At 72.6% G+C, this 26,239-nt stretch carries 20 protein-coding genes; 9 read left to right on the top strand and 11 right to left on the bottom strand.

Translation table 11 applies throughout. The features are described from left to right. Position 1 precedes the first annotated feature (1 nt). From AC0HI0_RS47070 to AC0HI0_RS47050, 5 genes are all read right to left on the bottom strand, one after another. Positions 2–1,231 (bottom strand): ABC transporter substrate-binding protein, encoded by a 1,230-nt coding sequence (locus tag AC0HI0_RS47070; RefSeq protein WP_480929948.1) that lies wholly within the window; start codon positions 1,229–1,231, stop codon positions 2–4. Positions 1,232–1,257: 26 nt separating this feature from the next. Beyond that, positions 1,258–2,511 (bottom strand): Gfo/Idh/MocA family protein, encoded by a 1,254-nt coding sequence (locus AC0HI0_RS47065; RefSeq protein ID WP_480929947.1) that lies wholly within the window; start codon positions 2,509–2,511, stop codon positions 1,258–1,260. A gap of 32 nt (positions 2,512–2,543) precedes the next feature. Further along, on the bottom strand, positions 2,544–4,664 hold the full coding sequence (locus tag AC0HI0_RS47060) for a hypothetical protein (protein WP_480929946.1): 2,121 nt from the start codon (positions 4,662–4,664) through the stop codon (positions 2,544–2,546). Then, positions 4,661–6,703 carry a hypothetical protein gene (locus AC0HI0_RS47055; RefSeq protein WP_480929945.1) on the bottom strand — a complete coding sequence of 681 codons (2,043 nt, stop codon included), beginning with the start codon at positions 6,701–6,703 and terminating at the stop codon, positions 4,661–4,663. Before AC0HI0_RS47055 ends, AC0HI0_RS47060 begins: the two co-directional genes overlap by 4 nt. Positions 6,704–6,946: 243 nt before the next feature. Further along, positions 6,947–7,744: an IclR family transcriptional regulator gene (locus AC0HI0_RS47050; protein ID WP_480929944.1), complete on the bottom strand. Its 798-nt coding sequence runs from the start codon at positions 7,742–7,744 to the stop codon at positions 6,947–6,949. A 187-nt stretch (positions 7,745–7,931) separates the two neighbouring features. Here AC0HI0_RS47050 and AC0HI0_RS47045 point away from each other — a divergent pair, with 187 nt between their 5' ends. The 6 genes from AC0HI0_RS47045 to AC0HI0_RS47020 all read left to right on the top strand — a co-directional run bounded on the left by AC0HI0_RS47045 (position 7,932) and on the right by AC0HI0_RS47020 (position 14,223). Continuing rightward, positions 7,932–9,296: an aspartate aminotransferase family protein gene (locus AC0HI0_RS47045; RefSeq protein WP_480929943.1), complete on the top strand. Its 1,365-nt coding sequence runs from the start codon at positions 7,932–7,934 to the stop codon at positions 9,294–9,296. Further along, entirely contained in the window at positions 9,290–10,477 is a 1,188-nt protein-coding gene (locus AC0HI0_RS47040) for a mandelate racemase/muconate lactonizing enzyme family protein (RefSeq protein ID WP_480929942.1), read from the top strand. Before AC0HI0_RS47045 ends, AC0HI0_RS47040 begins: the two co-directional genes overlap by 7 nt. Then, positions 10,474–11,316, top strand: a complete 843-nt coding sequence (locus tag AC0HI0_RS47035; RefSeq protein WP_480929941.1) for an amidohydrolase family protein — start codon at positions 10,474–10,476, stop codon at positions 11,314–11,316. Before AC0HI0_RS47040 ends, AC0HI0_RS47035 begins: the two co-directional genes overlap by 4 nt. Then, the gene (locus tag AC0HI0_RS47030; RefSeq protein WP_480929940.1) at positions 11,313–12,158 is read left to right on the top strand and encodes an SDR family NAD(P)-dependent oxidoreductase; all 846 of its coding nucleotides are present in this window, start codon (positions 11,313–11,315) and stop codon (positions 12,156–12,158) included. The genes AC0HI0_RS47035 and AC0HI0_RS47030 overlap by 4 nt, the downstream gene beginning before the upstream one ends. Further along, complete coding sequence (locus AC0HI0_RS47025; protein ID WP_480929939.1) at positions 12,155–12,973, top strand: fumarylacetoacetate hydrolase family protein; 819 nt, start codon at positions 12,155–12,157, stop codon at positions 12,971–12,973. Before AC0HI0_RS47030 ends, AC0HI0_RS47025 begins: the two co-directional genes overlap by 4 nt. Before the next feature lie 425 nt (positions 12,974–13,398). After that, positions 13,399–14,223 carry a trypsin-like serine peptidase gene (locus AC0HI0_RS47020; RefSeq protein WP_480929938.1) on the top strand — a complete coding sequence of 275 codons (825 nt, stop codon included), beginning with the start codon at positions 13,399–13,401 and terminating at the stop codon, positions 14,221–14,223. 517 nt (positions 14,224–14,740) lie between these two features. Here the strand turns inward: AC0HI0_RS47020 and AC0HI0_RS47015 are convergent. Both AC0HI0_RS47015 and AC0HI0_RS47010 read right to left on the bottom strand, forming a co-directional pair. Further along, the gene (locus AC0HI0_RS47015) at positions 14,741–15,526 is read right to left on the bottom strand and encodes an ABC transporter permease (RefSeq protein ID WP_480929937.1); all 786 of its coding nucleotides are present in this window, start codon (positions 15,524–15,526) and stop codon (positions 14,741–14,743) included. Beyond that, the gene (locus AC0HI0_RS47010; RefSeq protein WP_480929936.1) at positions 15,523–16,335 is read right to left on the bottom strand and encodes an ABC transporter ATP-binding protein; all 813 of its coding nucleotides are present in this window, start codon (positions 16,333–16,335) and stop codon (positions 15,523–15,525) included. The genes AC0HI0_RS47015 and AC0HI0_RS47010 overlap by 4 nt, the downstream gene beginning before the upstream one ends. 61 nt (positions 16,336–16,396) lie before the next feature. On the opposite strand from AC0HI0_RS47010, the gene AC0HI0_RS47005 reads away from it, so the two are divergent. After that, entirely contained in the window at positions 16,397–17,263 is an 867-nt protein-coding gene (locus AC0HI0_RS47005; RefSeq protein WP_480929935.1) for a TetR/AcrR family transcriptional regulator, read from the top strand. An 82-nt stretch (positions 17,264–17,345) separates the two neighbouring features. On the opposite strand, the gene AC0HI0_RS47000 is transcribed toward AC0HI0_RS47005, so the two are convergent. From AC0HI0_RS47000 to AC0HI0_RS46985, 4 genes are all read right to left on the bottom strand, one after another. Beyond that, entirely contained in the window at positions 17,346–18,236 is an 891-nt protein-coding gene (locus AC0HI0_RS47000; protein ID WP_480929934.1) for an alpha/beta hydrolase, read from the bottom strand. A 161-nt stretch (positions 18,237–18,397) separates the two neighbouring features. Beyond that, positions 18,398–19,285 carry an alpha/beta hydrolase gene (locus tag AC0HI0_RS46995; RefSeq protein ID WP_480929933.1) on the bottom strand — a complete coding sequence of 296 codons (888 nt, stop codon included), beginning with the start codon at positions 19,283–19,285 and terminating at the stop codon, positions 18,398–18,400. Beyond that, a complete protein-coding gene (locus tag AC0HI0_RS46990) occupies positions 19,285–21,705 on the bottom strand; it encodes a beta-glucosidase (RefSeq protein WP_480929932.1) in 2,421 nt (806 codons plus the stop codon). The genes AC0HI0_RS46995 and AC0HI0_RS46990 overlap by 1 nt, the downstream gene beginning before the upstream one ends. Continuing rightward, the gene (locus tag AC0HI0_RS46985; protein WP_480929931.1) at positions 21,698–22,303 is read right to left on the bottom strand and encodes a TetR/AcrR family transcriptional regulator; all 606 of its coding nucleotides are present in this window, start codon (positions 22,301–22,303) and stop codon (positions 21,698–21,700) included. The genes AC0HI0_RS46990 and AC0HI0_RS46985 overlap by 8 nt, the downstream gene beginning before the upstream one ends. 118 nt (positions 22,304–22,421) lie before the next feature. Between AC0HI0_RS46985 and AC0HI0_RS46980 the strand changes: the two genes are divergently transcribed. Both AC0HI0_RS46980 and AC0HI0_RS46975 read left to right on the top strand, forming a co-directional pair. Next, positions 22,422–23,753: a DUF3089 domain-containing protein gene (locus AC0HI0_RS46980; protein ID WP_480929930.1), complete on the top strand. Its 1,332-nt coding sequence runs from the start codon at positions 22,422–22,424 to the stop codon at positions 23,751–23,753. Next, positions 23,753–26,239, top strand: coding sequence for a family 78 glycoside hydrolase catalytic domain (locus AC0HI0_RS46975; RefSeq protein WP_480929929.1), 2,487 nt, complete (start codon positions 23,753–23,755; stop codon positions 26,237–26,239). Before AC0HI0_RS46980 ends, AC0HI0_RS46975 begins: the two co-directional genes overlap by 1 nt.

Here is a 26,239-nt window from a genome sequence, read left to right as displayed (position 1 = left end):
GCTACTTGCCGATCTGGCTGTTCGCCGCCGAAGCCGCGTCGGACAGGGCCTGCGCCGGGCTCTTGGCACCGATCAGCGCCGCCTGGATCTCCGGGGCGAGCAGGCCCATCACGTTGCGCGCCTTGTCGTGCACGGGCGCGCCGACCATCTGGTCGAGGGTCTTCTCCATGTCGGCCTTGGGGCCGCTCGGGTACAGCGCGCCGGTCGACTTGTACGGCGAGAAGTAGCCGGAAGCGGTGTCGTACTCCTTGGTCACCGCCGGGCTGGTGGCGAACGCGAGCCACTGCCCCGCCGCCTCCTTCGCCTTGGACGCCTTCAGCATCGACAACCCGCCGACCGAGCCGTAGCCGACCTGCCTGGCGTCCTTGAGCGGCGGGTAGATCTTGATGTTCTCCGCGCCCCAGAACGACTCCACGTCCGCCGGGACCTGCTGCCAGGTGCAGGCCACCTTGTTCTGCGCGAGGTGGGTCTGCTCGAACGCCGGGATGCCGGTGATCAGGTCCTTCTCCACGTACCCGCCGTCGACCAGGTTCTTGAGGAAGGTCAACGCCTTCTGCCCCTCGGGGCCGTCGAACGCGACCTTGCTGCCGTCGGCGTTGAAGACGTTGCCGCCCGCCTGCCACAGCAGCGGGTAGAACGACTGGTTGAGCGTCGCCGACGGGTCGCCGTAGTAGTTGGTGACGTCGTAGCCCTTGGCCTTGAGCGCGGGGGCGATCGACAGCACCTCGTCCCACGTCCTCGGCGCCTGCACACCGGCGTCGGCGAGCACCTTCTGGTTGCACATCAGCGGGTTCGAGCCCATCAGCACCGGCGCGCCGAGCAGCTTGCCGTCGACCGTGACGGCCTGCTTGACGTTGTCCCGGTAGTCGGACCTGCGGTCGTCGGCGAGGTACTCGTCCACCGGCTGGAGGAGCTTGGCGAACTTGGGGATCTGGTCCGGGATCAGGTACACCAGGTCGGGTCCCTTGTTCCCGGCGATGGCCGTGGTCAAGCCCTCTTCGCGCTTGGCCCACGGGTAGATCTCGACCTTGACCTTGACGTTCGGGTGGTCCTTGGCGAACGCGGCGACCTGCCCGTCCCAGAACGCGCGGTGCTGCTGCTCGTTCGGGATGACGGGGTAGACCCACATGGTCACGTTCTGCTCGCCGTCGGCCCCCGACCCGCCGGAACAGGCGGTGGTGGTGGCGGCGATCGCCGCCAGCAGGGCGGTCGCGGTGGTGCGGAGTCGCATAGCGGTCCTTTCGGGCGGGGGTGATTTCAGGGTTGGGGCACGGCGACGACCGAGCCCGAGTGCCGGGCGCGCTCGGCGGCGAACACGGCGAGGTGACTGGCCAGGGACTCGACCGGGCCGGAGCGGATCAGCGCGTCGTCCCCGGTGGCCAGGGCGGTGACGAAGGCGTCCATCACGCCGTCGTCGCCGCCGCCGTGGCCGTCCCCGGCGGTCATGGCGCTGTCCAGGTCGGTCTCCCGGACCTCACTGCGGCCGGTCCGGAAGTCCAGCACGTCGACCCGCTCGCCGTCGCCGATCAGCCGGCCGTGGGTGCCGAAGATCCTGGTCTGCCGGTGGGTCTGCTCGGTGAACGCGGTCATGGTGAAGGTCGCCGTCGCGCCGCCCTCCAGCTCCATCGCCAGCACCTGGTGGTCGACCACGTCGTTGTCGCAGGCGTACACGCACCGGCCGTAGGGCCCGGTGCGCAGCGCCTCGGTCAGCCCGGCCTCGTCGGTGGCGTCGGTGACCGCGGTGACCGGCCACACCGCGCCCTTCTCGCGCAGCACCGGGAAGTACAGCTTCGGCGCGGAGTACGGGCACTCCGGTTCGAGGCGGCAGTCCAGGCAGCGGTCGGCGGCGTCGGCGGGCCGCCGGTCGGGCCGGAAGTGGCCGAGCCCGCCGAAGCTCGCGACCCGGCTGATCCGGCGGCCGGTCACGAACGACAGCCAGTCGACGTCGTGGCACGACTTGGCGATCAGCATCGGGCTGGCCAGCGCCTCGCTGCGCCACGGCCCGCGCACGTAGGAGTGGGCGGCGTGCCACCAGCCGACCGGTTCGAGGTGGTCGACGCTCATGATCTCGCCGAGCACCCCGCTGCGCAGCACGTCCAGCACCAGGTCGGTGTAGGGCGTGTAGCGCAGGACGTGGCACACCGCGAGGCGCACCCCGGCCGCGGTGACCGCCTCGACGACCTCGCGGCACTCCTGCTCGGTGGGCGCGATCGGCTTCTCCAGCAGCAGGTCGTGGCCGGACCGGGCGAACGCGATGGCGGGTGCGACGTGGTCGCGGTCCTGGGTCGCCACGATCACCGCGTCCGCCTCGACACCGGCGGCGTGCATGTCCTGCCACGTCAGGTGTTGCGCCACGCCCGGGTGCGCCGCCGCGATGATGCCCCGGCGGTGCGGGTCGGGGTCGGCGACGGCGACCAGCCTGGCCCGCTCGGGGTTCCGCTCGATCCACGAGGCGTAGGTCTGGCCCCGGTTGCCCGCACCCGCGAGGGCCAACGTAACCGGTCGGGACATGGGTTTCTCCTGCTGCTTCCTGGTTTTCGCGGTCAGAGGACGAGGTTGCCGGTGGTCTGGACGCGCGGTCCGTCGGCCGGTGCGGTCCGGGCCACGCCGTCCTCCACGCAGGTCGTGTGCTGGAGGATCGACGTGCCGCCGAATGCCTCGGGCGCGAGCGTGAGCTTCCCGCCGGAGAAGTGCGCGCCCACGGCGGTGTAGACGTTCTTCCCGTTCGGCACGGCCACGTGCGCGGTGTCGCCGTCGCCGGCCACGCTGCGGTAGTCGCGCAGCTCCCATTGGACGGTGCCGCCCGCCTCGTTGCGCGACAGCAGGGCTTTGGCGCTGTTGGTGCCGGTCAGCACGGCACCGCCGCCGACGTGCACGCGCTGGTCCTGCTTGCCGGACAGCCGGAAGCCGGTGCCGGACACCGTGCCGCCCCGGACCTTCAGCACCGACGCGGACACCGGGAGCGGCGCGCCGCCCTGCTTGCCGTTGAGCGTGCAGTCGGTCAGGTGCAGCTCGCCGGTCCCGTTGCACGCGTTGTTGTCCAGATTGGACAGCGTGGTGCGCACGAGGTGCACCGGCGCGGTGACGTTGCCCTGCACGATCTCGGTGCCCGGTGAGATGGTGAAGTCGCAGCCTTCGATGGTGTTCGGCCGGTTCGACCGGTTGGAACTCTGCGAGACGACCAGCCGGTCGTCGGCCGAGCAGCCGCGCAGCTGCACGCCGTCGGCGTTGACCCAGATCATCCCGGAGCCCGCCAGGGACGGCTTGCGGATGACCCGCACGTCCTCCAGGGTCAGGTCGGTGACCTTGACCCGGGCCACGAACCACGAGCAGACGTGGCGCTTGACGGTGATCCGCTTCGCGGCCGAACCCCAGGCCGCGCCGGAGTTCGCGAAGGTCATCAGGCCGGAGTTGCCGACGTAGACCAGGTCGTGCTCGTACTGGCCGTGCGTGACGAACGGGCCCTGGTCGTCGCCGTCGCCGTGGCAGTTCTCGACCAGGCCGTACGCGGAGGCGGTCCAGTCGTTGAGGTGGCGGGCGTTGGAGGTGTGGCAGTCGGCGACGTGGCCGTAGAGGCAGTAGATCTGCTGGGTCAGGTAGCCCGCGCCGCCGAACGTGACGGACTTCGGGTTGGCCAGCGAGCAGGCCCTGGTCTGGAAGTGCGTGCACCAGCGGCGCATCACGACCGGCCAGAACGTCCCGCTCGCGTCGATCCCCGAGACGTCGCACCAGGTCGCGTACTCGTAGGCCACGGGGTGCGACCCGGTGTACTCGTCGGTCCCGGTGCCGACGAAGACCATGTTGCGCACGTGGACGCGCTCGACCGGCTCGACCCTCGTCCAGGTGATGCTGCGCCCGGCCTTCAGCTCCCAGCCGTTGAGGTAGTTCACGCGGATGTGCGTGCCGTCCACGATCTGGGTGACCTGCAGGAGCTTCTGGAGTTCGCGCTCCCAGCGGCCCGCGCCCTGGTCGACCTCGGCCGCCCACCACTGGCCGACGGCGAACTTCGCCGAGTCGCCGACCTCGAAGACGTCGGACAGCTCGGGGACGTCGGCGGTCAGCCGCGCGGTCACCACCGCGTCGGTGACCTTGCCCTGGAAGAACATCACCGCGCCGAACGGGTTGTCGCGGGTGTTGTTCTCGATGCCCTCGGTGCGGATGGTGTGCCCGCCGAAGTCCAGTTCCAGGTCGGACCGGGTGTACTTGTGGCGACGGGTGAACAGGAGGTCGGTGTGCGCCTCGACGCGCTGGACGGCCGGGTCGCCGACCAGGGCGTCGAGGGCGTCGTCGGCGGGCTTGGCACCGTCGAGGATGCCGAAGGTCCGGAAGTCGCCGACGCCGTCGTGCAGCTGGTGCCAGCGCCCGACGCCGGGGCCGCCGAGGACCGTGCCGCCGTTGGCCTTGGTGGTGGAGACCGAGTTCCAGCGCACGAGCATCCCGCCGCCGTCACCGGCCCGGTGGTACCCGGCGACCTGCACCAGGGTGCCGTTCGGGATCTTCCGGCGGTCCAGCGAGAGCAGTTCGGCGACCGTGGAGATGCCGTAGACGGAGTCCTTGAGCTTGTCCGACTTGTCGGCGCCCGCGATGCCGGGCGCGAGCAGGGCGAGACCGCCCGCGCCGCCGACGGCGAGCAGGGCGCGACGGGACCTGTTGGTTGCGCTCATGTCGTACTCCTGGAGACGGTCAGGTTGCCGGTGGTCTGGACGCGCGGCCCGTCGGCGGGCAGCGTCCTGTCGAGGCCCTCCTCGACGCAACGGGTGTGCAGCAGCGACGACCCGTCGCCGAAACCCCCCTGCGCCAACGTGAGCGTGCCGCCGCGCAACCGCGTGCCGACGGCGGAGTAGTGGTTGGTCCCGGCGGTGACGGCGATGTGGGCGGTGCCGGCGTCGGCGGTGCTCAGGTAGTCGCCGAGCTGCCAGCGGACCACGCCGGTGCCGGTTTCCCGTGACAGCAACGCCTTCGCGGTGTTCGTGCCCTCCACGACCGCGCCGCCGCCGATCGAGATCCGCTGGTCGCGCACGGCGCTGAGCCGGATGCCGGTGTTGCCCCACCGACCGCCGGACACGACCACCTCGGCCGCGCCGACCAGCATCGGCGCGCCGGACCGGCCGTCGACGACGGTGTCGGTGAAGTGCACCGCGCCGGAGCCGCGCAGGACCGCGCCGCTCGCGCCGTTGAACACGCACCGCACGAAGTGGACGGTGCCGGTCACCGGGGTCTGCACGAGCACCTGGTCCGGCGGGAGGTCGAAATCGCAGTCCTCCACGACGTTCGGCCGGGTGGACCGCGCCGAGCGCTGGCCCACCGCGAAGGTCCGCGCCGAGCAGCCGCGCAACCGCACGCCGTCGGCGTTGACCACGAGGGTGCCGCCGGGGTCGAACGTCGAGCGCGGCACGACCCGGACGTCCTCCAGCGTCAGGTCGGTGATCTTCGTGTTGGCCACGAACCAGGAGCACACGTGCCGCCGCACGGTGATCCGCTTCGCGCTGGTCCCCCACTGCGCGCCGGAGTTGGCGATGTCCATCAACCCCGAGTTGCCGACGAACACCAGGTCGTGCTCGTACTGGCCGTGCGTGGTGAACGGGTTGCCGCCGGAGTCGTCGCCGTCGCCGTGGCAGTTCTCCACGATCCCGTAGGCGGAGGCGGTCCAGTCGTTGAGGTGGCGGGCGTTGGAGGTGTGGCAGTCGGCGACCCGGCCGTAGAGGCAGTAGATCTGCTGGGTCAGGTAGCCCGCGCCGCCGTAGAACACGGTCGGCGGGTTCTTCAACGTGCAGCGCTCGGTGGTGAAGTAGCTGCACCAGCGCCGCATCACGACCGGCCACCACGTGCGGCTGGCGTCGATTCCCGTTGCGTCGCAACGGACCGCGTACTCGTAGGCGACGGGGTGCGATCCGGTGTACTCGCGGTCGTCGGGCAGTTCGCCGTTCTGCGGCCCGTCGTACGGTCCCGCGCCGATGAACACCATGTCGCGCACGTGGACGCGTTGGACCGGTTCGACCCTGGTCCACGTGACCGTCCGGCCGGGGGCGAGGTCCCAGCCGATCCGGTAGTCGACCCGGATGCGCGTGGCGTCCACGATCCCGGTGACCTGGACCATCTTCTGGAGTTCGCGTTCGTCGCGGCCGGCCAGGGCGTCCACCACGGCCGTCCACCACTGGCCGACCGCGAACCTCGCCGAATCGCCGACCTCGAAGACGTCGGACTGGTCGGGCATCGGGGCGGTGAGCGTGCGGGTGACCACCGCGTCGGTGGCCTCGCCGTGGAAGAACAGCACCGCGCCGAACGGGTTGTCGTGCGCGTTGCGCTCGATGCCGTCGGTGCGGACGGTGTGCCCGCCGAAGTCGAGTTCGATCCCCGACCGGGAGAACCGGTGCCGGCGCACGAAGAGCAGGTCGGTGTGCGCCTCGACCCGCCGGATCGACGGGTCGAGCACCAGCGCGTCGAGGGCGTCGTCGGCGGGCCGGGAACCGTCGAGGATCCCGAACGTCCGGAAGTCCCCGACCCCGCCGTGCGACTGGAGCCAGCGCCCGGCGCGCGGGCCGCCGAGCACCGTGCCGCCGTTGGCGGGCGCGGTGGACGAGGCGTCCCAGCGCAGCAGCATCCCACCGCCGTCACCGGCCTGGTGGTAGCCCGCCACGCGCACGACCGTCCCATGTGGAGTTTTCGACCGGTCCAGCCGCAGCAGCTCGGAAACCGTTGCCACGGACCGGACCTCGCCGCCCTGCGGCCGTGCCGACCGCTCGTCTTCGCTCACGGGTGCCTCGACTTTCGCGTGCGCGAGCCGCCGCTGTGCGGCAGCCGGGAGGTGGGGAGGTCGGGCGGACACGCGGTGGCGTGCAAGCGGCGGAGCTGCGAGGCCGGATCGTCCGCGGTCGGGGGCTGCGACAGCGCGGGGCCGGGTGTTCGCCCGAAGGTGGCGAACTTTAAGCACGTTGCGCGACGGGCGTCAAGGGCGGTGCCCCAGCCGGGCGGAGATCCGGACCGCCGCGTCGCGCACCTGGCGGCCCAGTTCCTGGTACCGCCACGTGGGCAGACCGAGCTTGAGCCCGGTGATGCTGATCGCGCCGGCGCACGTCCCGGTGTGGTCGTGCAGCGCGGAGCCGATGCAGAACACGCCCTTGGCGTCCTCCTCGTCGTCGAAGGCGTAGCCGGCCTCCCGGATGTCGCGCAGGTGCGCCAGGAGCTGGTCCACGTCGGTGATGGTGCGGTCGGTGCGCCGGGGCAGCCCGACCCGGGTGACCAGCTCGACCACCTGCGCCGGCGCCAGCTCGGCGAGTAACGCCTTGCCCAGCCCCGTGCAGTGCGGCAGCTCGCGCTTGCCCATCCGCAGGTCCACCTGCACCCGGTCGCCGTTGCCGACCTGGTCGACCACCACCGCGTGGTCGCTGTCGGAGACGGCCAGCCGGGAGGTCATCCCGGTCGTCTCGGTCAGCTCCACGAGCACCGGGCGGGCCACGTCGCGCAGCGAGAGCTGCTCGCGGGCCCGCTCGCCGAGCCGGGCCAGGGCCATCCCGAGCCGGTACCGGCGGTTCATCCCCTCGCCGTCGTCGGCGGCCAGTCCGACCTGGTGGAGCGTGTGCAGGGTGGCGAACGCGGAACTCTTCGACAGGCCGCACGCGGCGGCCACCTCGGTCACGCTCAGCCCCCGACCGGGCGCTCCCCCGGCGAGCACCTCCAGCACCTCGGCGGCGCGGGCGACGCTGCGGACCCAGTACCGGGAGTCTTCCCGCTCACTGTTCGTCATGACCGAACAGCGTAGCGCCCTGCCGCACAAATCTCCACAGAACCCGTTGACCACGGCGTTTCCGCGACCTAGGCTGACGCCACTTGTTCGGCCTGGCCGAATAGTGTTCTGAAAGGGTGAACTGCGGCGGAAGATCCGCGTCGTCCGGGGCGGGGCTGGCCCGGGACGGCCACCGAGGAGAAACCACGTGATCCAGCAAGCGAACTCGTCCACCTCCCTGTCCGAGAGGGCCCGCCGGGTCATCCCCGGCGGCGTCAACAGCGGGCAGCGCAACGTGCCCGGCCTGGAGGACCTGGTCATCGCCAGGGCCTCCGGCGCGCGGTTCTGGGACGCGGACGGGCGGGAGTACACCGACTACCACGCGGCCTTCGGCCCGCCCCTGCTCGGCCACGCCGACCCCGAGGTCGACGCGGCCGTGGCGGACGCGGCCCGGCGGCTCGACCTGTGCGGCGTCGGCGTGACCGAAGGGGAGGTCGACCTCGCCGAGACGTTGACCGAACTGGTGCCGAGCATGGAACGCGTGCTGCTCACCAGCACCGGCTCCGAGGCCACCTTCCACGCGCTGCGCGTCGCGCGGGCCGCCACCGGCCGCCGGCTGGTGGTGAAGTTCCAGGGCTGCTACCACGGCTGGCACGACTCGGTCAGCCTCAACGTGATCTCCGCGCCGGACCGCGTCGGCCGGCCCGACCCCATCTCCACCGGCATCCTGCCCGGCGTCCTGGACGCCACGCTCGTGCTGCCGTTCAACGACTCCGCCGCCGTGCGCCGGGCGTTCGCCGAGCACGGCGACGACATCGCCGCCATCATCGTGGAACCCGTGCCGCACAACGTCGGCTGCCTGCTGCCGGAGCAGGACTTCCTGGAGACCCTGCGGTCGGAGTGCACCCGGCACGGCAGCGTGCTGGTCTTCGACGAGGTGATCACCGGCGTCCGGCACGGCCTGGGCGGTTGGCAGGAGATCTGCGGCATCACCCCCGACCTGACCACCATGGGCAAGGCGATCGCCAACGGCTACCCGATCGGGGCCATCGGCGGGCGGGCCGACCTGATGGACATGTTCAGCTCACGGCCCGGCGCGCCGGTGTTCTTCGCGGGCACCTACAACGGCCACCCCTCCGTAGTGGCCGCCGCCCAGGCGACCCTGGGCAAGCTGCGCCGCGAACCCGTGCACGAGCACGTGTTCCGGCTCGGCGACCGGGTCCGCCGCGAACTCGGCGCGCTGTTCGCCGGGCTCGGCGTGCCGGCCGTGGCGACCGGGTACGGCTCGGTGTTCGTCACCTACTTCATGGACGGGCCCGCGCGTCGTTACGACGACCTCCTCGCCAACGACACCGCCATGTTCATCGGCTACCGTCGGAGGATGATCGAGCACGGTGTCTTCGAGCTGCCGTTGAACCTCAAGCGCAGCCACCTGTCCTACGCGCACCAGGAGTCCGATGTGGACCGGCTGCTGGAGGCCACCGAGGCGGCCGTGCGCGCCCAGCTCGCCGACCCCGGCTCGCCGGCCGACCTCGCCGCCGCCTCCACGATGGCCGGAGCGCGCGAGTGCTGACCATCGACAAGACGCGCGCGCCGGGGCCGGCGGGGCGGATCAGCCGGGTCGAGACGCTCATGCTCGGCACCGCGTGGCGGGACTTCGGGTACGTCCGCGTGCACACCGACGAGGGCCTGACCGGCATCGGCGAGATCACCCACCCCTACCGGGGCCGCGAGACGTGCCAACTCGCCGAGGCGATGGCGCAGCGGCACCTGGTCGGCGCGGACCCGTTCGACGTCGAGGAGATCTGGCTGCGGCTCTACCAGGGCGACTTCCTGCGCGGCGGCGACATCGGCGGCATCGTGCTCTCCGGCGTCGACCAGGCGCTGCACGACATCATGGGCAAGGCGCTCGGTGTGCCGACCTACCGGTTGACCGGCGGCGCCTGCCGGGACCGCGTCCGGGTGTACGCGAACGGCTGGTACACCGGGGAGCGCGAGCCCGCGGCGTTCGCCGAACGGGCCCGGCAGACCGTGGCGTCGGGGTTCACCGCGCTGAAGTTCGACCCGTTCGGCGCGGGCCTGGGCGAGCTGTCCCGGTCGGAGCTGAAGCTGTCACTGGACATCGTGGGCGCGGTGCGCGAGGCCGTCGGGCCGGACGTGGACCTGTTCATCGAGGGCCACGCGCGGTTCGCCTTCCACACCGCCGCGCGGCTGGTGCGCGACCTGGAACCGTTCGACATCGGCTGGTTCGAGGAACCCCTGCCGTGGACGCACATCGAGCGCTACGCCGAACTGCGCGCGCGGGCGGCGTTCCCGATCTCCGGCGGCGAGCACTTCCACAACCGCTACGAGTACGCGCGGCTGTTCGCCACCAACGCCGTCGACATCATCCAGCCGGACCTGTCCATGGCGGGCGGGTTCACCGAGGTGCGCAAGCTCGCCGCGCTGGCCGACCTGCACTCGATGGTCGTCGCACCGCACAACTCGAACTCCCCGCTGTGCACCACGGTGTCGGTCCACTCGGTGCTGGGCATCCCGAACTTCAAGATCCTGGAGACGTTCGACGGCCTGCTGGAGCCGTTCGTGTTCGAGGCGCTGCGCGGCACGCTCCCGGTGGTGGACGGGCACGTCGCCATCCCGCAGCGGCCCGGCCTCGGCGTCGACCTGGTGGACGAGGTGTTCGCCGAACACCCGCCGAGCCACGGCTTCTGGAACATGTTCGCCGAAGGCTGGGAGAAACGGAACCGCACATGATCGTGGACGTGCACTCGCACCTGTTCGACTGCCCGGACCACGTCGGCGACCCGTTCGCCGCCGAGTCCGCCCGCGCGCACGGCGGTCACGTCGACCTCACCGTGCGCTGGACGGACTACGCGGCCACCGCGCCGGCGGGCACCCGGACGATCGTGGTGGGCGGCAAGGCGCGCCTGTCCGGCCTGTGGGTGGACGACAGCGCGGTCGCGCAGTACGTCGCGGCCCAGCCGGAGCGGCTGATCGGCTACCTGTCGCTGGACCCGACCCAGCCGGGGTGGCGCGACGAACTGGAGCACGGCCACCAGGACCTGGGGCTGCGCGGCATCAAGCTGATGCCGATGTACGCGGGCTTCGACCCGGCCGCGCCGGAACTGGACGACCTGTACGGCTACGCGGAGCGGCACGGCCTGCCGCTGCTGGTGCACACCGGCACGACGTTCGTGTCGAAGGCGCCGCTGAAGTGGGCGCTGCCGATCCACCTGGACGAGGTGGCCATCCGGCACCCGGAACTGCGGATGGTGTTGGCGCACCTGGGACATCCGTACGAGGGCGAGTGCATCGCGGTGATCCGCAAGCACCGGCACGTGTACGCCGACGTCTCCGCGCTGCACTACCGGCCGTTCCAGCTCTGGCACAGCCTCCGCCTGGTCCAGGACTACGGGGTGTGGCCCAAGCTGCTGTTCGGCAGCGACTACCCGTTCACGACGGTCGACGCGTCGATCGACGGGTTGCGCGAAATCGGCGCGGTGCCGGGGATCCCGGGCCTGGCGCCGCTGGACCGGGACGAGGTCGAGCGGCTGATCCACCGGGACTCGCTCGACCTGCTGGGCCTGTCGTGACCTTCGAGCCGATCGGCACCGCGCTGGTCACCGGGGCGGCCCGGGGCCTGGGCCGGGCGTGCGCGGCGGCGCTGGCCGAGGCCGGGGCCGACCTGGTGCTGCTGGACCGCCCCGGCGGCCCGCCGCTGGACGAGACCCGCGCGCTGGTCGAGTCGTTCGGCCGCGATTGCCGTTGCGTCGCCTACGACCTGGCCGACACCGAGGGGCTGGCCGGCCTGGTCGACCGGATCTGGGCCGAGGGCCCGGTCGACGTCCTGGTCAACAACGCCGGGGTGGCGTGGCTGGAGCACTTCAACGAGATCACCCCGCGCCGCTGGCGCGATCTCATGGCGGTCAACGTGGACGCCGTGTTCTTCCTGTCCCAGCGGGTGGCCGAACACCTGATCGCGGCCGGGCGGCCCGGCCGGATCGTGAACATCTCGTCCAAGAACGGGCTGGTGGCCGAGGCCGGCCTGGCGCACTACAACGCGTCCAAGGGCGCGGTCGAACTGCTCACCAAGTCGCTGGCGGCCGAACTGGGCCCGCACGACATCACCGTGAACGCGGTCGCGCCCGGCATGATCGACACCGCGATCGGCGACGACTTCGCGCTGCGGCAGGGGGAGTTCGAGGCGGCGTGGGAGGAGCGCATCCCGCTGCGCGGCGGCTACGGCAAGCCGCAGGACGTCGCCGGGGCCGTGGTCTACCTGGCCTCCGCCGCCGCCCGCTACGTGACCGGCGCGACGCTCGTGGTGGACGGCGGCGTGCTCGCCGACCAGATGCCCCGGCACCGGTTCATGCCGCCCTACCGGTCGACGCTCGACGGGCCCGACCCCGATGTTGCGCAAGGAGAATCCCGATGAGGCTCGGCATGGTGCAGGCAGGCGCGACGGCGGTCGCGGCCGTGGAGCGCGGTGGCGCGTGGCTGGCGCTGGACGTGCCCGCCGGGCTCGCCCTCCAGGACCTGATCGGGGATCCCGCGCTCCCCCGGCTCGCCATGGCGGCCACCGAACCGGTCGAGGACGCCCGGCCGGTGGCCCCGCTGCGGCCGGGCAAGATCGTCGCCATCGGGTTGAACTACCTCGACCACATCCGCGAGTCCGGCATGGCCGAGCCGGCCGAACCGCTGATCTTCGCGAAGTTCCCGTCCAGCGTCATCGGACCGGACGAGCCGATCGTGTTCGACCCGGAGCTGACCTCGCGGGTGGACTGGGAGGTCGAACTCGCCGCGGTGATCGGGACCCCGCTGCGCCACGCGGGTCCGGACGAGGCGCTCGCGGCCGTCGCCGGGTACACGGTGGCCAACGACGTCTCCGCGCGGGACCTCCAGTTCGGCGACGGGCAGTGGGTGCGCGGCAAGAGCCTGGACACGTTCTGCCCGCTGGGCCCGGTGATCGTCACCCCGGACGAACTCGGCGACCCGCAGCGGCTGCGGCTGGGCACGCGGGTCAACGGCGAGACCGTGCAGGACTCCAGCACGGCGGAGATGCTGTTCGGCGTGGCGGAGCTGCTCGCGCACTGCTCGCGTTCGTTCACCCTCCTGCCGGGCGACGTCGTGCTGACCGGCACGCCGTGGGGCTGCGGCGAGTTCATGGAACCCAAGCGCTCGCTGCGGTCCGGGGACGTGGTCGAGGTGTTCGTGGAAGGCATCGGCACGTTGCGCAACCCGGTCGCGTAAGGCACTCGCGCAAGGCGGGCGGAAATTACCTCCCACACCGACCCGGAAGCGCATTACGTACCGCGCACAACCCGCTCCGGAAAGGGTGCGTGCGTCGCGGCCTTCGCGGCGCACGCACGGCTGTTGGCGATCATGGGATGAGCTACTTGACATCGGTGTCGATCAGAAGTCGGGGGGATTTCCGATCGACCGGGAATTCCCCCGCTTCCATCGCGATCAAGGGGGAAAATGGCCAGGACGATGTGGAGCAGGTGACCAGGGTCGCTGCGGTGAGGGCCGTCGCGCTCGTTGTCGCGGGGGCGCGGCCGGTGCCGCGAACGCCGCGCCGGCCGATCCGGCCGCAGGCGGTTCGGGGGTCTCGACCACCTACGAGGACGCCCGGGGAGATCACCGCGCAGGGCCGGTCCGACGTCGGTGCCGCCGCTGTGGAACAGGCGCAGCGGTGGAACCGGCAGGGCCAGTCGCCAGCCGTGACGTCGGGCAAGCTGTACTCGACCGGGGGCAGCTGCACCGCGTCGATCATCACCGCCGGCAACCGGAACACGGTGTGGACGGCCGGGCACAGCGTCCACCGGGGTGGCGGCGGAGCCGGGAACTACTACGGCAGCTTCATGTTCGTGCCGGACGCCGACAACGGCCGGGAGCCGCACGGCCGCTGGGCGTTCAGGTACGCCAACGCCACCGTGGGCCGGCAGAACGGCGGCGACCTCGACTACGACGTCGCCGCGGTCGCGTTCTGGCCGGCGGACGGGTACCGCAGGACGGACTTCGACGGCCGCAACCTCTGGTACTGCCAGGGCGCGGCGAAGGACGCCGGGCCGTTCGACGACCGCATGGTGATGGGCTGCGACATGGGCCGGGGCTCCAGCGGTCGCGCCTCCACAGGTGGGGGCGCGCCCGGCCGTCAGCCCAGGGCGGCGCGCACGGCCGCGACGGCACGTTCCGCGGCCCGATCGTCGGTGCGCCAGTTGACGACGGAGATCCGCACGGCGCGCACACCGTTCCACGTGGTGCCACCGAACCACGCCTCGCCACCACGTCGCACGCGCTCGATGACGCGGTCGGTGTGCGCGTCGTGGTCGCCGTCCGGGGCCAGGAACCGCACCAAGCCCTGGTTGATCACCGGCCGGGCGAGCACTTCCGCGCCGGGCAGCGCGCCGATCCCGGCCACCAGCCGCCGGGCGTGCTCGACGCAGCCATCGACCATGGCCGCGATTCCCTTGCGCCACAACGACCTGATCGCCGCGTAGACCGGCACCGCGCGGGCTCGGCGAGACCACTCGGGCGTCCGGTCGAGCTGGTCGCGAGCCGGGGCCGGGCGTTCTCGTCGGCGTGCACGAGGTAGCTCGCGCGGGTCGACACCGCCGCGCGGTGCGCGTCCGGGTGACGGACGAACACGAACCCGGAGTCGGACGGCACGTTGAGCCACTTGTGCCCGTCCACGAATCCGCGCGATCGACCCCCGCGACCAGGTGCCGGAGTTGTCCGCTCGCCGCCGCCCACAACCCGAACGTGCCGTCGACGTGCCCCCACGCCCCGCGCCGCCGCCGGCCCGCACGCCTCGGCGAACGGTCGGTACCCAGGCCGAGCAGCCGCACGGCCTGGGCACCAGCCAGGCCCCGCCGCTCGACGTCCCGGCCCGGTGTCGAAGAACCGGCCGCCCGAGCTGCCCAGCAGGCCCTCGGCGGTGTCACTCGCCAACTCGTCGATGAACTCGGCGGCGGCCCGCCGTCGCGCCGGCCGAATCCGGACCACCGCCCCCGGCGCTCACCTGCCCAATGCCCGGTAGCGCCGCACCGCCGGCGGCAGGAAGACCGCGGTGAGCAGGGCCGGCCAGAGCAGCGCGAGCAGGACCGAGTTCGCGGCGGCCCAGCCCTCGGCGTGCCAACCCGGGTTGCCGAACAGGTCCCGGATCGCGGTCGCGGTGGCCGACAACGGGTTCCACGTGCTGATCGCGCCGAGCCAGCCCGGCATGGTCGCCGGCGACACGAACGCGCCGGACAGGAACCCGACCGGCCAGACCAGCACCTGCACGGCCACCGCCGACTCCGGCGTCTTGAGCAGCAGGCCGAGGTAGCTGCCGACCCACGTGAACGCGAACCTCAGCCACACCAACAACCCCACCGCCGCCAGCGCCGGCAGGAACCCGCGGTGCGCGGTCCACCCGACCAGCAGCCCGGTCACCACCATCACCCCGATCCCCACCAGGGCGTTGAGCAGGTCGGCGACGCACCGCCCGGCGAGGACGGCGGCCGTCGAGACCGGCATGGCGCGGATCCGCTCGGTGACGCCCCGCGCGGCGTCGGTGGTGACCGCGACGGTCATCGCCTCCAGGCCGAACAACATCGTCATCGCCAGCATCCCGGGGACGAGGAAATCGAGGTAACGCCCGTCCGGGACGGCCATCGCGCCGCCGAACAGGTACCCGAACATCAGCACCATCAGCACCGGGAACAGCAGCCCCAGCGCGATGGACACCGGCCGCTGCCGCCAGTGCAGCAGGATCCGCCCGGTGAGCGTCGCGGTGTCCCGCAAGCCGATCGCGACCGTCATGCCGCCCTCCGCGTGGCCGGGTTCCCGGTCAGGTGCAGGAAGACCTCGTCCAGGGTGGGTTTGCGGGTGACGGTCTCGACCCGGTCCGGGCCCACCTTCGCCTTCAGCTCGTCCGGGGTGCCCTCGGCGACCACCCGGCCGGCGTCGATCACCGCGATCCGGTCGGCCAGCCGGTCGGCCTCCTCCAGGTACTGGGTGGTGAGCAGGACGGTCGTGCCGGAGCCGACCAGCGACCGGACCGAGTCCCACACGTCGGCGCGCGCCCTCGGGTCGAGCCCGGTGGTCGGCTCGTCGAGGAACAGCACCGGCGGCGACAGGATCAGGCTGGTGGCCAGGTCGAGCCGGCGGCGCATCCCGCCGGAGTACCCGGCGACCGGCCGGTGCGCCGCCCCGGTCAGGTCGAAGCGCTCCAGCAGCTCGTCGGCCCGCCGCCGGGCCGCGGCGGCGGGCAGGTGGTAGAGCCGGCCGAACAGCACGAGGTTCTGCCGGCCGGTGAGGACCTCGTCCACCGAGGCGTTCTGCCCGACCAGGCCGATCCGGTAGCGCACCGCGCGCGGGTCGGCGAGCACGTCGCACCCGGCCACCCGGACCTGGCCGGTGTCCGGCCGGAGCAGCGTGGACAGGATCCGCACGGCGGTGGTCTTGCCCGCGCCGTTCGGACCGAGCAGGCCGCACACGGAGCCCGCCCGGACGGTCAGGTCGAACCCGTCGAGCGCGGGCGAGCCCTGGTAGCTCTTGCCCACGCCGACCGCCTCGATGGCCGGTTCACCGGCCGGGACCGGGAGCGGAGGACTCTCTTCGTATGCCATACGGAGAACTGTAGCACAGCTTTACGTACGCCGTACGGAATAGTGCGCCTACAATGCCCCCATGACCGAGATCAGCGGCGGTGGCGACCCGGCGCGGACGATCGCCACGCTGTGGGGCACCCGGCAACTCCCCCGGCGCGGCCCCAAGCACACCCTGACCACCGCCCAGGTGGTCACCGCCGCCGTCGAGATCGCCGACCGCGACCAGGACCTGGGCCCGCTGTCCATGCGCCGGGTCGCGGAATCGCTGGGCGTGGGCACGATGTCGCTCTACACCTACATCGCGTCCCGCGAGGAACTGGTGGAGGCGATGCTCGACAAGGTCCACGGCGAGGCCGTCGAGCAGCTGGACCGGCCCCGGACCCCACGCGCCGACACCGCACCGGCCGACACCCCGTCCGCCGACACCCCGCCGGCCGACACCCCGCCGGCCGACACCCCGCCGAACGGCGACGCGTCCTGGCAGGACGGGCTGCGCCGAGTCGCGCAGGTGAACTGGACCCTCTACATGCGACACCCGTGGGTGCTGCAGGTGTTCACCGGACGCCCGCCGTTGGGGCCGCACACGATCACCAAGTACGAACGCGAGCTGGCGGTGATCGAGGGCGTCGGCCTGACCGACGTCGAGATGGACTCGGTGCTCACCCTGGTCCTGACGCACGTCGAGGGCGTCGCCCGCCGCCGGGTCGAGGCCGATCGCGCGGTGCGCCGCACCGGCATCAGCGACGAGCAGTGGTGGCAGAAGGTCCAGCCGCTGGTCGCGGAGGTGTTCGACCCGGGCCGGTTCCCGATCGCGGCGCGCGTCGGCCAGGCCGCGGGTGAGGCGCACCAGGCGGCGCACAACCCGGAACACGCCTACGCGTTCGGCCTGGATCGCCTGCTCCAGGGCGTGGCCGCGCTACTATCCGAGCGCGGCCTGCCGTCCTGACCGAGGGCCGACGGCGGCACTGGTCACACGTACGGGTGATCGTCCTCGATTCTCGTACGGTAACAGTGTTCCCGTTACTCGGTTAAAGAAAATTCGAATCCCGCGAACCGCCGGAGTTCTCGGCCAGGAACGCCCCGACCCGGTCGGTCGCCGCGAGGGCTTCCGCCGCACACCAGGCCATGTGCCAGACATGCAGCAACCCGTCGCCGACCTCCAGCGTGACGTCCACCCCGGCCGCGCGCGCCGCCTCGGCGAACCGGACGGAGTCGTCCAGCAGGATCTCCCGGCTGCCGACCTGGATCAGCAGCGGCGGGAGCCCGGCCAGGTCCGCGAGCAACGGCGACGCGAGCGGGTCGCGCGGGTCGTCCGCGAACTGGGCGGACAGCTCGCCGATCCGCTCCGGCCGCAACACCGGATCCGCGTCCGCCAAGGCCCGCAACGACGGCGAGGCGCACGTGAGGTCGGTCCACGGCGACAGCGCCGCCGCCGCGCCGGGCAGCGGGAGCCCGAGGTCGCGGGCCGCGATCACGGTCGCCAGCGCCAGACCGCCGCCCGCCGAATCGCCGGCGACCGTGATCGAGCCCGCCTCGTGCCGCGCCAGCAGCCACCGGTAGGCGGTGATCGCGTCCTCGACGGCCGCCGGGTGCCGGTGTTCGGGGGCGAGCCGGTAGTCCGGCACGAGCACGGCCGCCCCGGCGGCGCGGCCGATGCGCGAGGCCAGTTCGCGGTGGGTGCGCGGGGAGCCGTTCTCGTACCCGCCGCCGTGCAGGAACAGCACCGCCCGCGCCGGGTCGGCCCCGGGCGGGGTGAGCAGTTCGCACGGCACGCCCACGTCCGGCTCGGTCCGGACCACGTCGTCGGGGAGCGGGCAGAGCAGGGCGGCACGGGTCTCCATCCGCGCGCGCCGGGCCGCCAGGGGCGGTTCGGCGACGCCGCGGTTGTCCCGCGCGCCCCGCTCGGTCAGCCGGATCACCGCGCGCATCTTCGAGGAGAGGGGCGTCGACGGGACCGGGCCGGCGGGGGCCGCAGGGCCGGGGAGTGGCGGCGTGGCAACAGGTGGCGTGGTGGCAGGCGGGGTGGTGGGAGGTGGAGTCGGGGCGGGAGGCGGAGTCGGGGCGGGAGGCGGGGTGGGGGTCATAGCGCGATCTCCCGGAGGGTGTGGATCCAACTGGTGACGGCGTCGCGGGAGAACGTCGCGTCCGGTGCGCCGTAGTCGAAACCGTGGAAGCCGCCGGGGAGGAAGTGGACCCTGGTGTCGACCTGCTCGCTCATCAGACGGGTCGCGAACGCCCACCCCTCCTCGCGCAACGGGTCGCCGCTGGTGACGAACACCGACGTCGGCGGCAGGCCGGCCAGGGACTCGGCGCGGGCCGGCGCGGCGTAGCCGGTCACCTCCCGCACCCCGGCCAGGTAGTTGCCCCACAGCCAGCGGACGTCGCTGCGCCGGATCGGGCCGTGCGGGTCGTCCGCGTCGGCCCGGTCGTCGAGGGCCGGGTACACCAGGAACTGCGCCTTGATCCGGGGTCCGCCGCGATCGCGGGCCAGCAGGCACAGGCCAGCGGCGAGGGCACCGCCCGCGCTCGCGCCGGCCACCGTGACCCGGTCCGGACGCACGCCGAGCACGCCCGAGGTGAGCCAGGTCAGCGCCTGGTGGCAGTCGTCCAGCGCGGCGGGGTGCGGGTGTTCGGGGGCGAGCCGGTAGTCCGGGGACACCACGGGGATGCCCAGCTCCGCGGCGAACCGGACCAGGGTGGGGTCGTCGGATGCCGGCTCGCCGAACGTCCAGCCGCCGCCGTGCAGCCACAGCAGACCGGCCTCGGAGGTTCGCACGTCGGGCGTGTACACCCTGGCTCTCAACGATTCCGTGATGTCCACAGTGGACACTTCGACGGGCGTCCCGGCGGGCAGTGGCGGCCGGGCGGCGATGCGCGCGGCGGCCCGCTGCCGCAGCGGGGCGATCAGGTCTGGCGTCAGCTCGACGTCGGGGCGGGGCCCGAGTCCGGCGGCGAGTTCGGCGTCCATCACCGCACCTCCACGGGGTAGCTCGCGACGACGTCGTCGGCGGCGAACCCGAGTCCGAGCCGGAAGGTGCCCGGTTCGACCTGCCAGCCGCCGTCCCAGTGCTGGAACGCCCTGCGCGCCAGGGTGATCGTCACCGTCACGTCCTCGCCCGCACCCGCCGCGACGACCGCGAACCCGGCCAGCCACAGCGAAGGCCGTTCGACGGCGGAGTCCGGCCGGGACAGGTACGCCTGCACGACCGTGCGCCCGGCCCGTCCGCCGGTGTTGCGCAGGCGCGCGGTGACCACGGCGGCACCGGAGACGGTGTCGGGCACGTCCGCGCCGTGCAGGGTCCACTCCGTGTAGCCCAGGCCGCTGCCGAACGCGTACGCGGGCTTCGCCCCGGCCCGCGCCCACGCCCGGTAGCCGACGTGGATCGACTCCTCGTAGGCGAGTTGCCCGTCCACCGGCCGGGTTTCGAGCACCGGCACGTCCTGCTCGGCCGCCGGCCACGTGGTGGGCAGCCGGCCGCCGGGCTCGGCCGCGCCGAGCAGCACGTCCGCGAGCGCGTTGCCGAACTCCTGGCCGGGCAGCCACGCCAGCAGCACGGCGGCGACCTCTTCCCGCCACGGCAGGAGAACGGGGCCGCCGGAGTTGACCACGACGACCGTGCGCGGGTTGACCGCGGCCACGGCCCGGACCAGGTCGTCCTGCCGGCCGGGCAGCGCGAGCCCGACCCGGTCCAGGCCCTCGGTCTCGGTCCGGTCGGTGGTGCCGACGACGACGACCGCCACGTCCGCCTCGGCGGCGCGGGCGACGGCTTCGGCGAACTCCTCGTCCGGGTCGGGCTGGGGCTTCTCGACGCCGATCTTGACCGACGTGACCCGGGACGCGGGGTCCACGACGTGCCGCAGCAGCAACGAAACCCGTTCGCCGGCGACCAGTTCGCACGGCCCGGAGCGCTCCGGCAGGCTCAGGATGCCCTCCGCGATGTCGCCGTCCTCGGCGGGCGCGACCACCTCGTCCACCAGGGTCCGCCCGGACGCGGTGAGCAGGTACCGCCCGATCCCGGCGACGCCGAACCGGTAGACGCCGTCGTGCGGGGCGCGGAAGATGGTCTTGACCTCGACCACGGCGGTGTCGCCGCGCTCCATCTCGTGGATGAACAGCCGGCCGGACTCGCGGTGCTCGGACAGCAGCAGTCCACCGTCCGGGCCGAACCGGCGCATCCGCAGGCCGGGCTCGCCGGTCTCGGGGTCCACCAGGTCGTCCCGCTCGGACAGGTTGACCAGCCCGAACACCGTGCGCGCGCCCCGGGACAGGGTGATCTCGGCGGCGGGCAGGGCGGCGCGGATCCCGTCGACGGGCGAGACCCGGTAGTACGGGTGGACTTCGGCGCTGCCGCCGCCCTGCGCGCGGCCCTCTTCGGCGTTCGGGCCGATCACGGCGACCCTGGCGAGGGTGTCGGGGGCGAGCGGGAGCAGCGCGTTGTCGTTGCGCAGCAACGCCATCGACCGCGCGGCGGCCTGCCGGGCCACGGCGGCGGGGTCGACGTCGGGCACCGGCCACGACACCGGCACGTCCCGCAGCGCGCCGACCCGCGCGGCGAGCCGGAGCAGCCGGCGGACCTTGTCGTCCACGACCGGCTCGGCCACCCGGCCGGCGACGACCGCGTCGACCAGCGCGTCGCCCCACGGCCCGGTGGGGCCGGGCATCACCAGGTCGAGCGCGGCGTTGCCGGCGTCCTCGGTGGTGCGGGTGGCGGCCCAGTCCGACATCACCACGCCGTCGAAGCCCCACTCCCCCTTCAGCGGCTCGGCCAGCAGGTCGTTCTCGGTCATGGTGGGCCCGTTGACGGCGTTGTACGCGGCCATCACGGCCCACGCGCCGCCCTCGACCACGGCCTGTTCGAACGGCGCGAGGTACAGCTCCCGCAGCGCGCGCTCGTCCACTCGCACGGTCATCGTGAAGCGCTCGGTCTCGGAGTCGTTGGCCACGTAGTGCTTGGGCGTGGCCGCGATGCCGTGCTCCTGGAGGCCGCGCACGTAGGCGACGGCGAGCCGGCCGGTCAGCAGCGGGTCTTCGGAGAAGCACTCGAAGTGCCTGCCGCCCAGCGGGCTGCGCTGGATGTTGATGGTCGGGCCGAGCACCACGTGGACGTCCTTGGTGCGCGCCTCGGCGGCCAGCGCCGCGCCGACCGTCCACAGCAGTTCTTCGTCCCAGGTCGCGGCGAGCGCGGTCGGCGACGGGAAGGACACGGACTTGTGGCGCTCCTCCCAGCGCTCGCCGCGCACACCGGCCGGGCCGTCCGAGGTGAGCACGGAGGCGAGGCCGGCCGCCGGTTCGGCGTGGACGTGCCAGAAGTCGGCACCGGTCAGCAGGCGGACCTTCTGCTCCAGGCTCAGCGCCCGCAGTGCTCTTTCGACGGCCGTGTCAGGCATTCGCGCTCCTCGTGCGGATGGAGTCCAGGTACGCGTCGATCTCGCCGGCCAGGTCGAACCCGGGTTCCAGCAGCCACTGGATCTGGAGGCCGTCGAGCGCCGCGATGAGCAGCGGCGCGGTCAGCGCGACGTCGACGTCCGGCCGGATCTCGCCTTCGCGCTGCGCGTCGGCCAGCATGCCGCCGAACAGCTCGCGGCTCTCCCGGTAGCGGTCGCGGAAGTACTCGTGCGCCGGGTGGTCGGGGTCGGTCGACTCGGCGGACAGCGTGACGAACAGGCGGACCAGGCCGGGCACGGTCATGTTGTGCTCGACGAGGCGGCGCAGCACGGACAGGCCGCTGACGCCGTCGGCGCGCTGCTGCTCGTACCACGCTATGTCGGTGTCGTCGCGCTGCTTGAGCACCGCGGCGAGCAGGTCCTCCTTGGACTTGAAGTGGTGCAGGAGGCCCGCCTGGCTGATGCCGACGCGGTCGGCGATGTCGCGCAGCGACGACCCGCGGTAGCCCTGCAACGCGAAGAAGTCGAGCGCCACGTCCAGGATGCGTTGTTTGCGCGCGATCCCCACCGAGTAGGGGCCACGCGAGCCCGGGATGGTCATGCCCTGAAAGCTAACCGAGCACTCGGTCGGTTTCAATATTGAAAACCTACCATGTGCTTGGTACGTTTTGGCCCCCCTCGCCGACGAGGTCGGCGCCCCACCAGGGAAGAGGCACCAGATGGCCTGGATTCGCAGAGTCGCGACCGGACTGACCCTGATGCTCACCGCGACGATCGTGACCGCCACGGGCGCCCGGGCGGAGGAGGCCGAGCTGACCTCCCCGCTGGCCCAGCCGGTCTGGTTGTGCAAACCCGGACTGCCCGACAACCCGTGCGGCCAGGACGCCGACGGCGGGCCGCTGCACCCCGCCGTGCACGGCTCCTTCGCCGCGCGCTACCGCAACGGCACGATGGTGCCGCTGGATTCGACGGTGGTCGCGGCCGACGACACCACCACGCACCAGACGTTCGCCGTCGCCGACGACCGGCCGGTGGACTGCTTCTACGCCTACCCGACCGTCGACCTGCTCAACAACCCGCTGCTGCCGATCGGCAACCTCCCGCCGATCCCGCGCGACAACGAGATCGCGGTGTCCCTGCTCCAGGCCGGTCAGTTCGCCCGCACCTGCCGGCTGTTCATCCCGGTCTACCGGCAGGCGTCGCTGATCCAGCTCGTCACCGGGGCCATCGTCGGCTCGCCGGCGAGCATGGCGGCCGGCATCAAGGACGTCGAGCAGGCGTGGGACCAGTACTGGGCCAACGACAACACCGATCCGGTGACCGGCAAGCGGCGCGGCGTCATCTTCCTCGCGCACTCGCAGGGCAACGGCGGCGTGGCCACCGTCCTGCAGAAGAAGTTCGACAACGACCCGGTGGTGCGCCGGCAGCTGGTCGGCGCGTACCTGCTGGGCAGCAACTTCCAGGTGCCCGACGACCGGCCGGCCGGCGGCGGCGACGACCCGCACTCGTCGTTGCAGCACATCCCCGCGTGCGAACGCGCTTCCGCGCAGGCCCCGATCCCGACCGGTTGCGTCGTCGCGTACGGCAGCTTCGACAAGCCCGAGGGGCAGCACCCGGGGCTGGGCGACGTGTTCGGCCGCAACGGCGCGCCGGGGCACCACAACCTGTGCGTCAACCCGGCGGCGATCCTCGCCGGCACCGCACCGGACGCCGTGACGGCGCTCGACCCCGGGATGATGACCCGGCGGCTGCTGGACGGGAACGTCCTGGTGCCCGGCGGGCACCTCGCCCTGCTGATGAGCACGGTCGACCTCAAGACCTACCCGACCGGTTTCGCCCGCTACCCGGGCCAGCTCTCCGGCCAGTGCCGCAGCGTGGACGACGCGGACGGCAACGCGAGCTGGTTCCAGATCACCGGGCGGATCAGCCTGTTCCCGGAGCACGACCAGACCCGGGCGGGTGGCCTGCACCTGTTCGACTACAACGTGGCGCTCGGCGACCTCGTGCGGTTGGCCGACGCCCAGGCGACCGAGTGGCTGCGGGGCGCGTGATGTCCTGCACGGTCACCTCGCTGCGGGTCGAGCACCTGGACACCGCGTTCGGCATCGGGAACCCGACGCCGAGGCTGTCCTGGACCGTCCGACCGTCCACTTCGGACTGGGTGCAGCGCGCCCACGAGATCGAGGTGACCGACGCCGGGCGCGTGCTGTTCGCGGCCGATCCGGTCCCGTCCACGCGCTCGGTGCTGGTCGACTGGCCGGGACCGCCGCTGGTGTCCCGACAGCGTTGTGACGTAAGGGTGCGCGTGCACGGCGCGGACGGCGCTGTCTCGCCGTGGAGCGCGCCCCTGCCGGTCGAGGCCGGGCTTCTCTCCCCCAGTGACTGGGTGGCCCGGTTCGTGGGGGCTCCCGGCGCGGCCACCCCCGTGCTGCGCCGGGAGTTCGACCTCCCGACCCCGGTCCGCGCGGCGCGGCTGTACGCGACCGCGCTGGGCCTGTACGAGATCCGGCTCAACGGCCGGGTGGTCGGCGACCACGTGCTCGCGCCGGGGTGGACGAGCTACCACCACCGACTGCGCTACCAGACGTACGACGTGGCGGAGCTGCTGGTCCCCGGCCGCAACGCCCTGGAGGCCACCCTCGCCGAGGGTTGGTACCGGGGCCGCGTCGGGTGGGGTGGCGGCGCACGCGGCTACTACGGTGACGAACTCGCCCTGCTGGCCCAGTTGGAGATCGCCCACGACGGCGGCACGACCACCGTCGCGACCGACGAGACGTGGCGCGCCGGCACCGGGCCGCTGCTGGCCTCGGGCATCTACGACGGCGAGTCCTACGACGCCCGCCGGGACACCGCGTTCGACCGCCGGGCCGTGCCCGTCGACCACGACCTGAGCGTCCTTTGTGGACACTTCAGCCCGCCGGTCCGGCGCACGGCGGTGCTGCCGCCGGTCACGACGACCCGGTCCGCGTCCGGCGCGACCATCGTCGACTTCGGGCAGAACGTCGCGGGCCGCACCCGGCTCACGGTGAACGCGCCGGCGGGCACCGAGATCACCGTCCGCCACGCCGAGGTGCTGCACGACGGCGAACTGGTGACCGGACCGCTGCGCCTGGCCGAGGCGACCGACCGCTACACCGCGCGCGGCGGCGGGGAAGAGGTGTGGGAACCGGGCTTCACCTACCACGGCTTCCGCTACGCCGAGGTCACCGGGTGGCGGCCCGACGACGTCCGCGCCGTCGTGTGCCACTCGGACCTGCGGCGCACCGGGTGGTTCGAGTGCTCCGACGAGATGGTCAACCGCCTGCACGAGAACATCGTGTGGACGATGCGCGGGAACTTCGTCGACATCCCGACGGACTGCCCGCAGCGGGACGAGCGGCTCGGCTGGACCGCCGACGCCGCCCTGTTCGCGCCCAGCGCGTGCTTCCTCTACGACGCGGCCGCGATCCTCGGTTCGTGGCTCACCGACCTGGCCGACGACCGGGACCCGGACACGGGTGTGCCGCCGGTGATGGCACCCGCCGTCCGCGACGAACGGCCGCCGCTCGCCGCGTGGTGCGACGCCGTCGTCACCGTGCCGTGGGTGCTCTACGAGCGTTACGGCGACGTGGAGTTCCTGGCACGGCAGTACGAGAGCATGTGCGCCTGGGTCGACCACGTCGCCGCGCTGACCGGCGAACGGCGGATCTTCGACCAGCACTGGCAGCTCGGCGACTGGCTCGACCCCACGGCCCCGCCGGACAAACCCCGGGAGACCAGCACCGACCCGTTCCTGATCGCCACCGCCTACTTCGCCCGGTCGGCCCGGCAGCTGGCGGACGCGGCCCGGCTGCTGGAGCGCCCCGACGACGCACGCCGCTACGCCGACCTGGCCGACGCGGTCCGCCGCGCCTTCCTGCGCGAGTACACCGACGGCGGGGGCCGGCTGCGCGAGGAGACCCAGACCGGGTACGCGCTGGCCCGGCAGTTCGGCCTGCTGGACAACGGATCCCGGCTGGCCGGACTCGTGGCGGACGCCGACGACCACCCCGTGGTGGGCTTCATCGGTGCCGCCGTGGTGCTCGACGCGCTCACCGAGTCCGGGCACGTCGACCTGGCGTACCGCGTGCTGGCCAAGCGCGAGCACCCCTCGTGGCTCTACCAGGTGGTGATGGGCGCGACCACGGTGTGGGAGCGCTGGGACAGCCTGCGACCGGACGGCACGGTCAACCCCGGCGAGATGACCTCGTTCAACCACTGCCCGCTCGGCTCCGTCGCCGACTGGCTGCACCGCGTGGTCGGCGGTCTCGCGCCGGCCGCGCCGGGCTACCGGCTGCTGCGCGTCGCACCCCGCCCCGGCGGCGGTGTCACGTGGGCCCGCACCACGCACCACACCCCCTACGGCGCTGCCGAGGTCCGCTGGCGGATCGACGGCGGGCGCGTGCACCTCGACGTCGTGGTCCCGCCCGGGACCGGGGCCGAGGTCACCCTGCCCATGACCACTTCGCCACCGGTCGTGGTCGGTTCCGGCGAACACCACTGGGACTACCAGGTCTGA

Source organism: Saccharothrix sp. NBAS 001, assembly GCF_056640475.1.
Note: the sequence above shows the minus strand (reverse complement) of the source record. Positions and strands in the feature narration are given on the sequence as shown.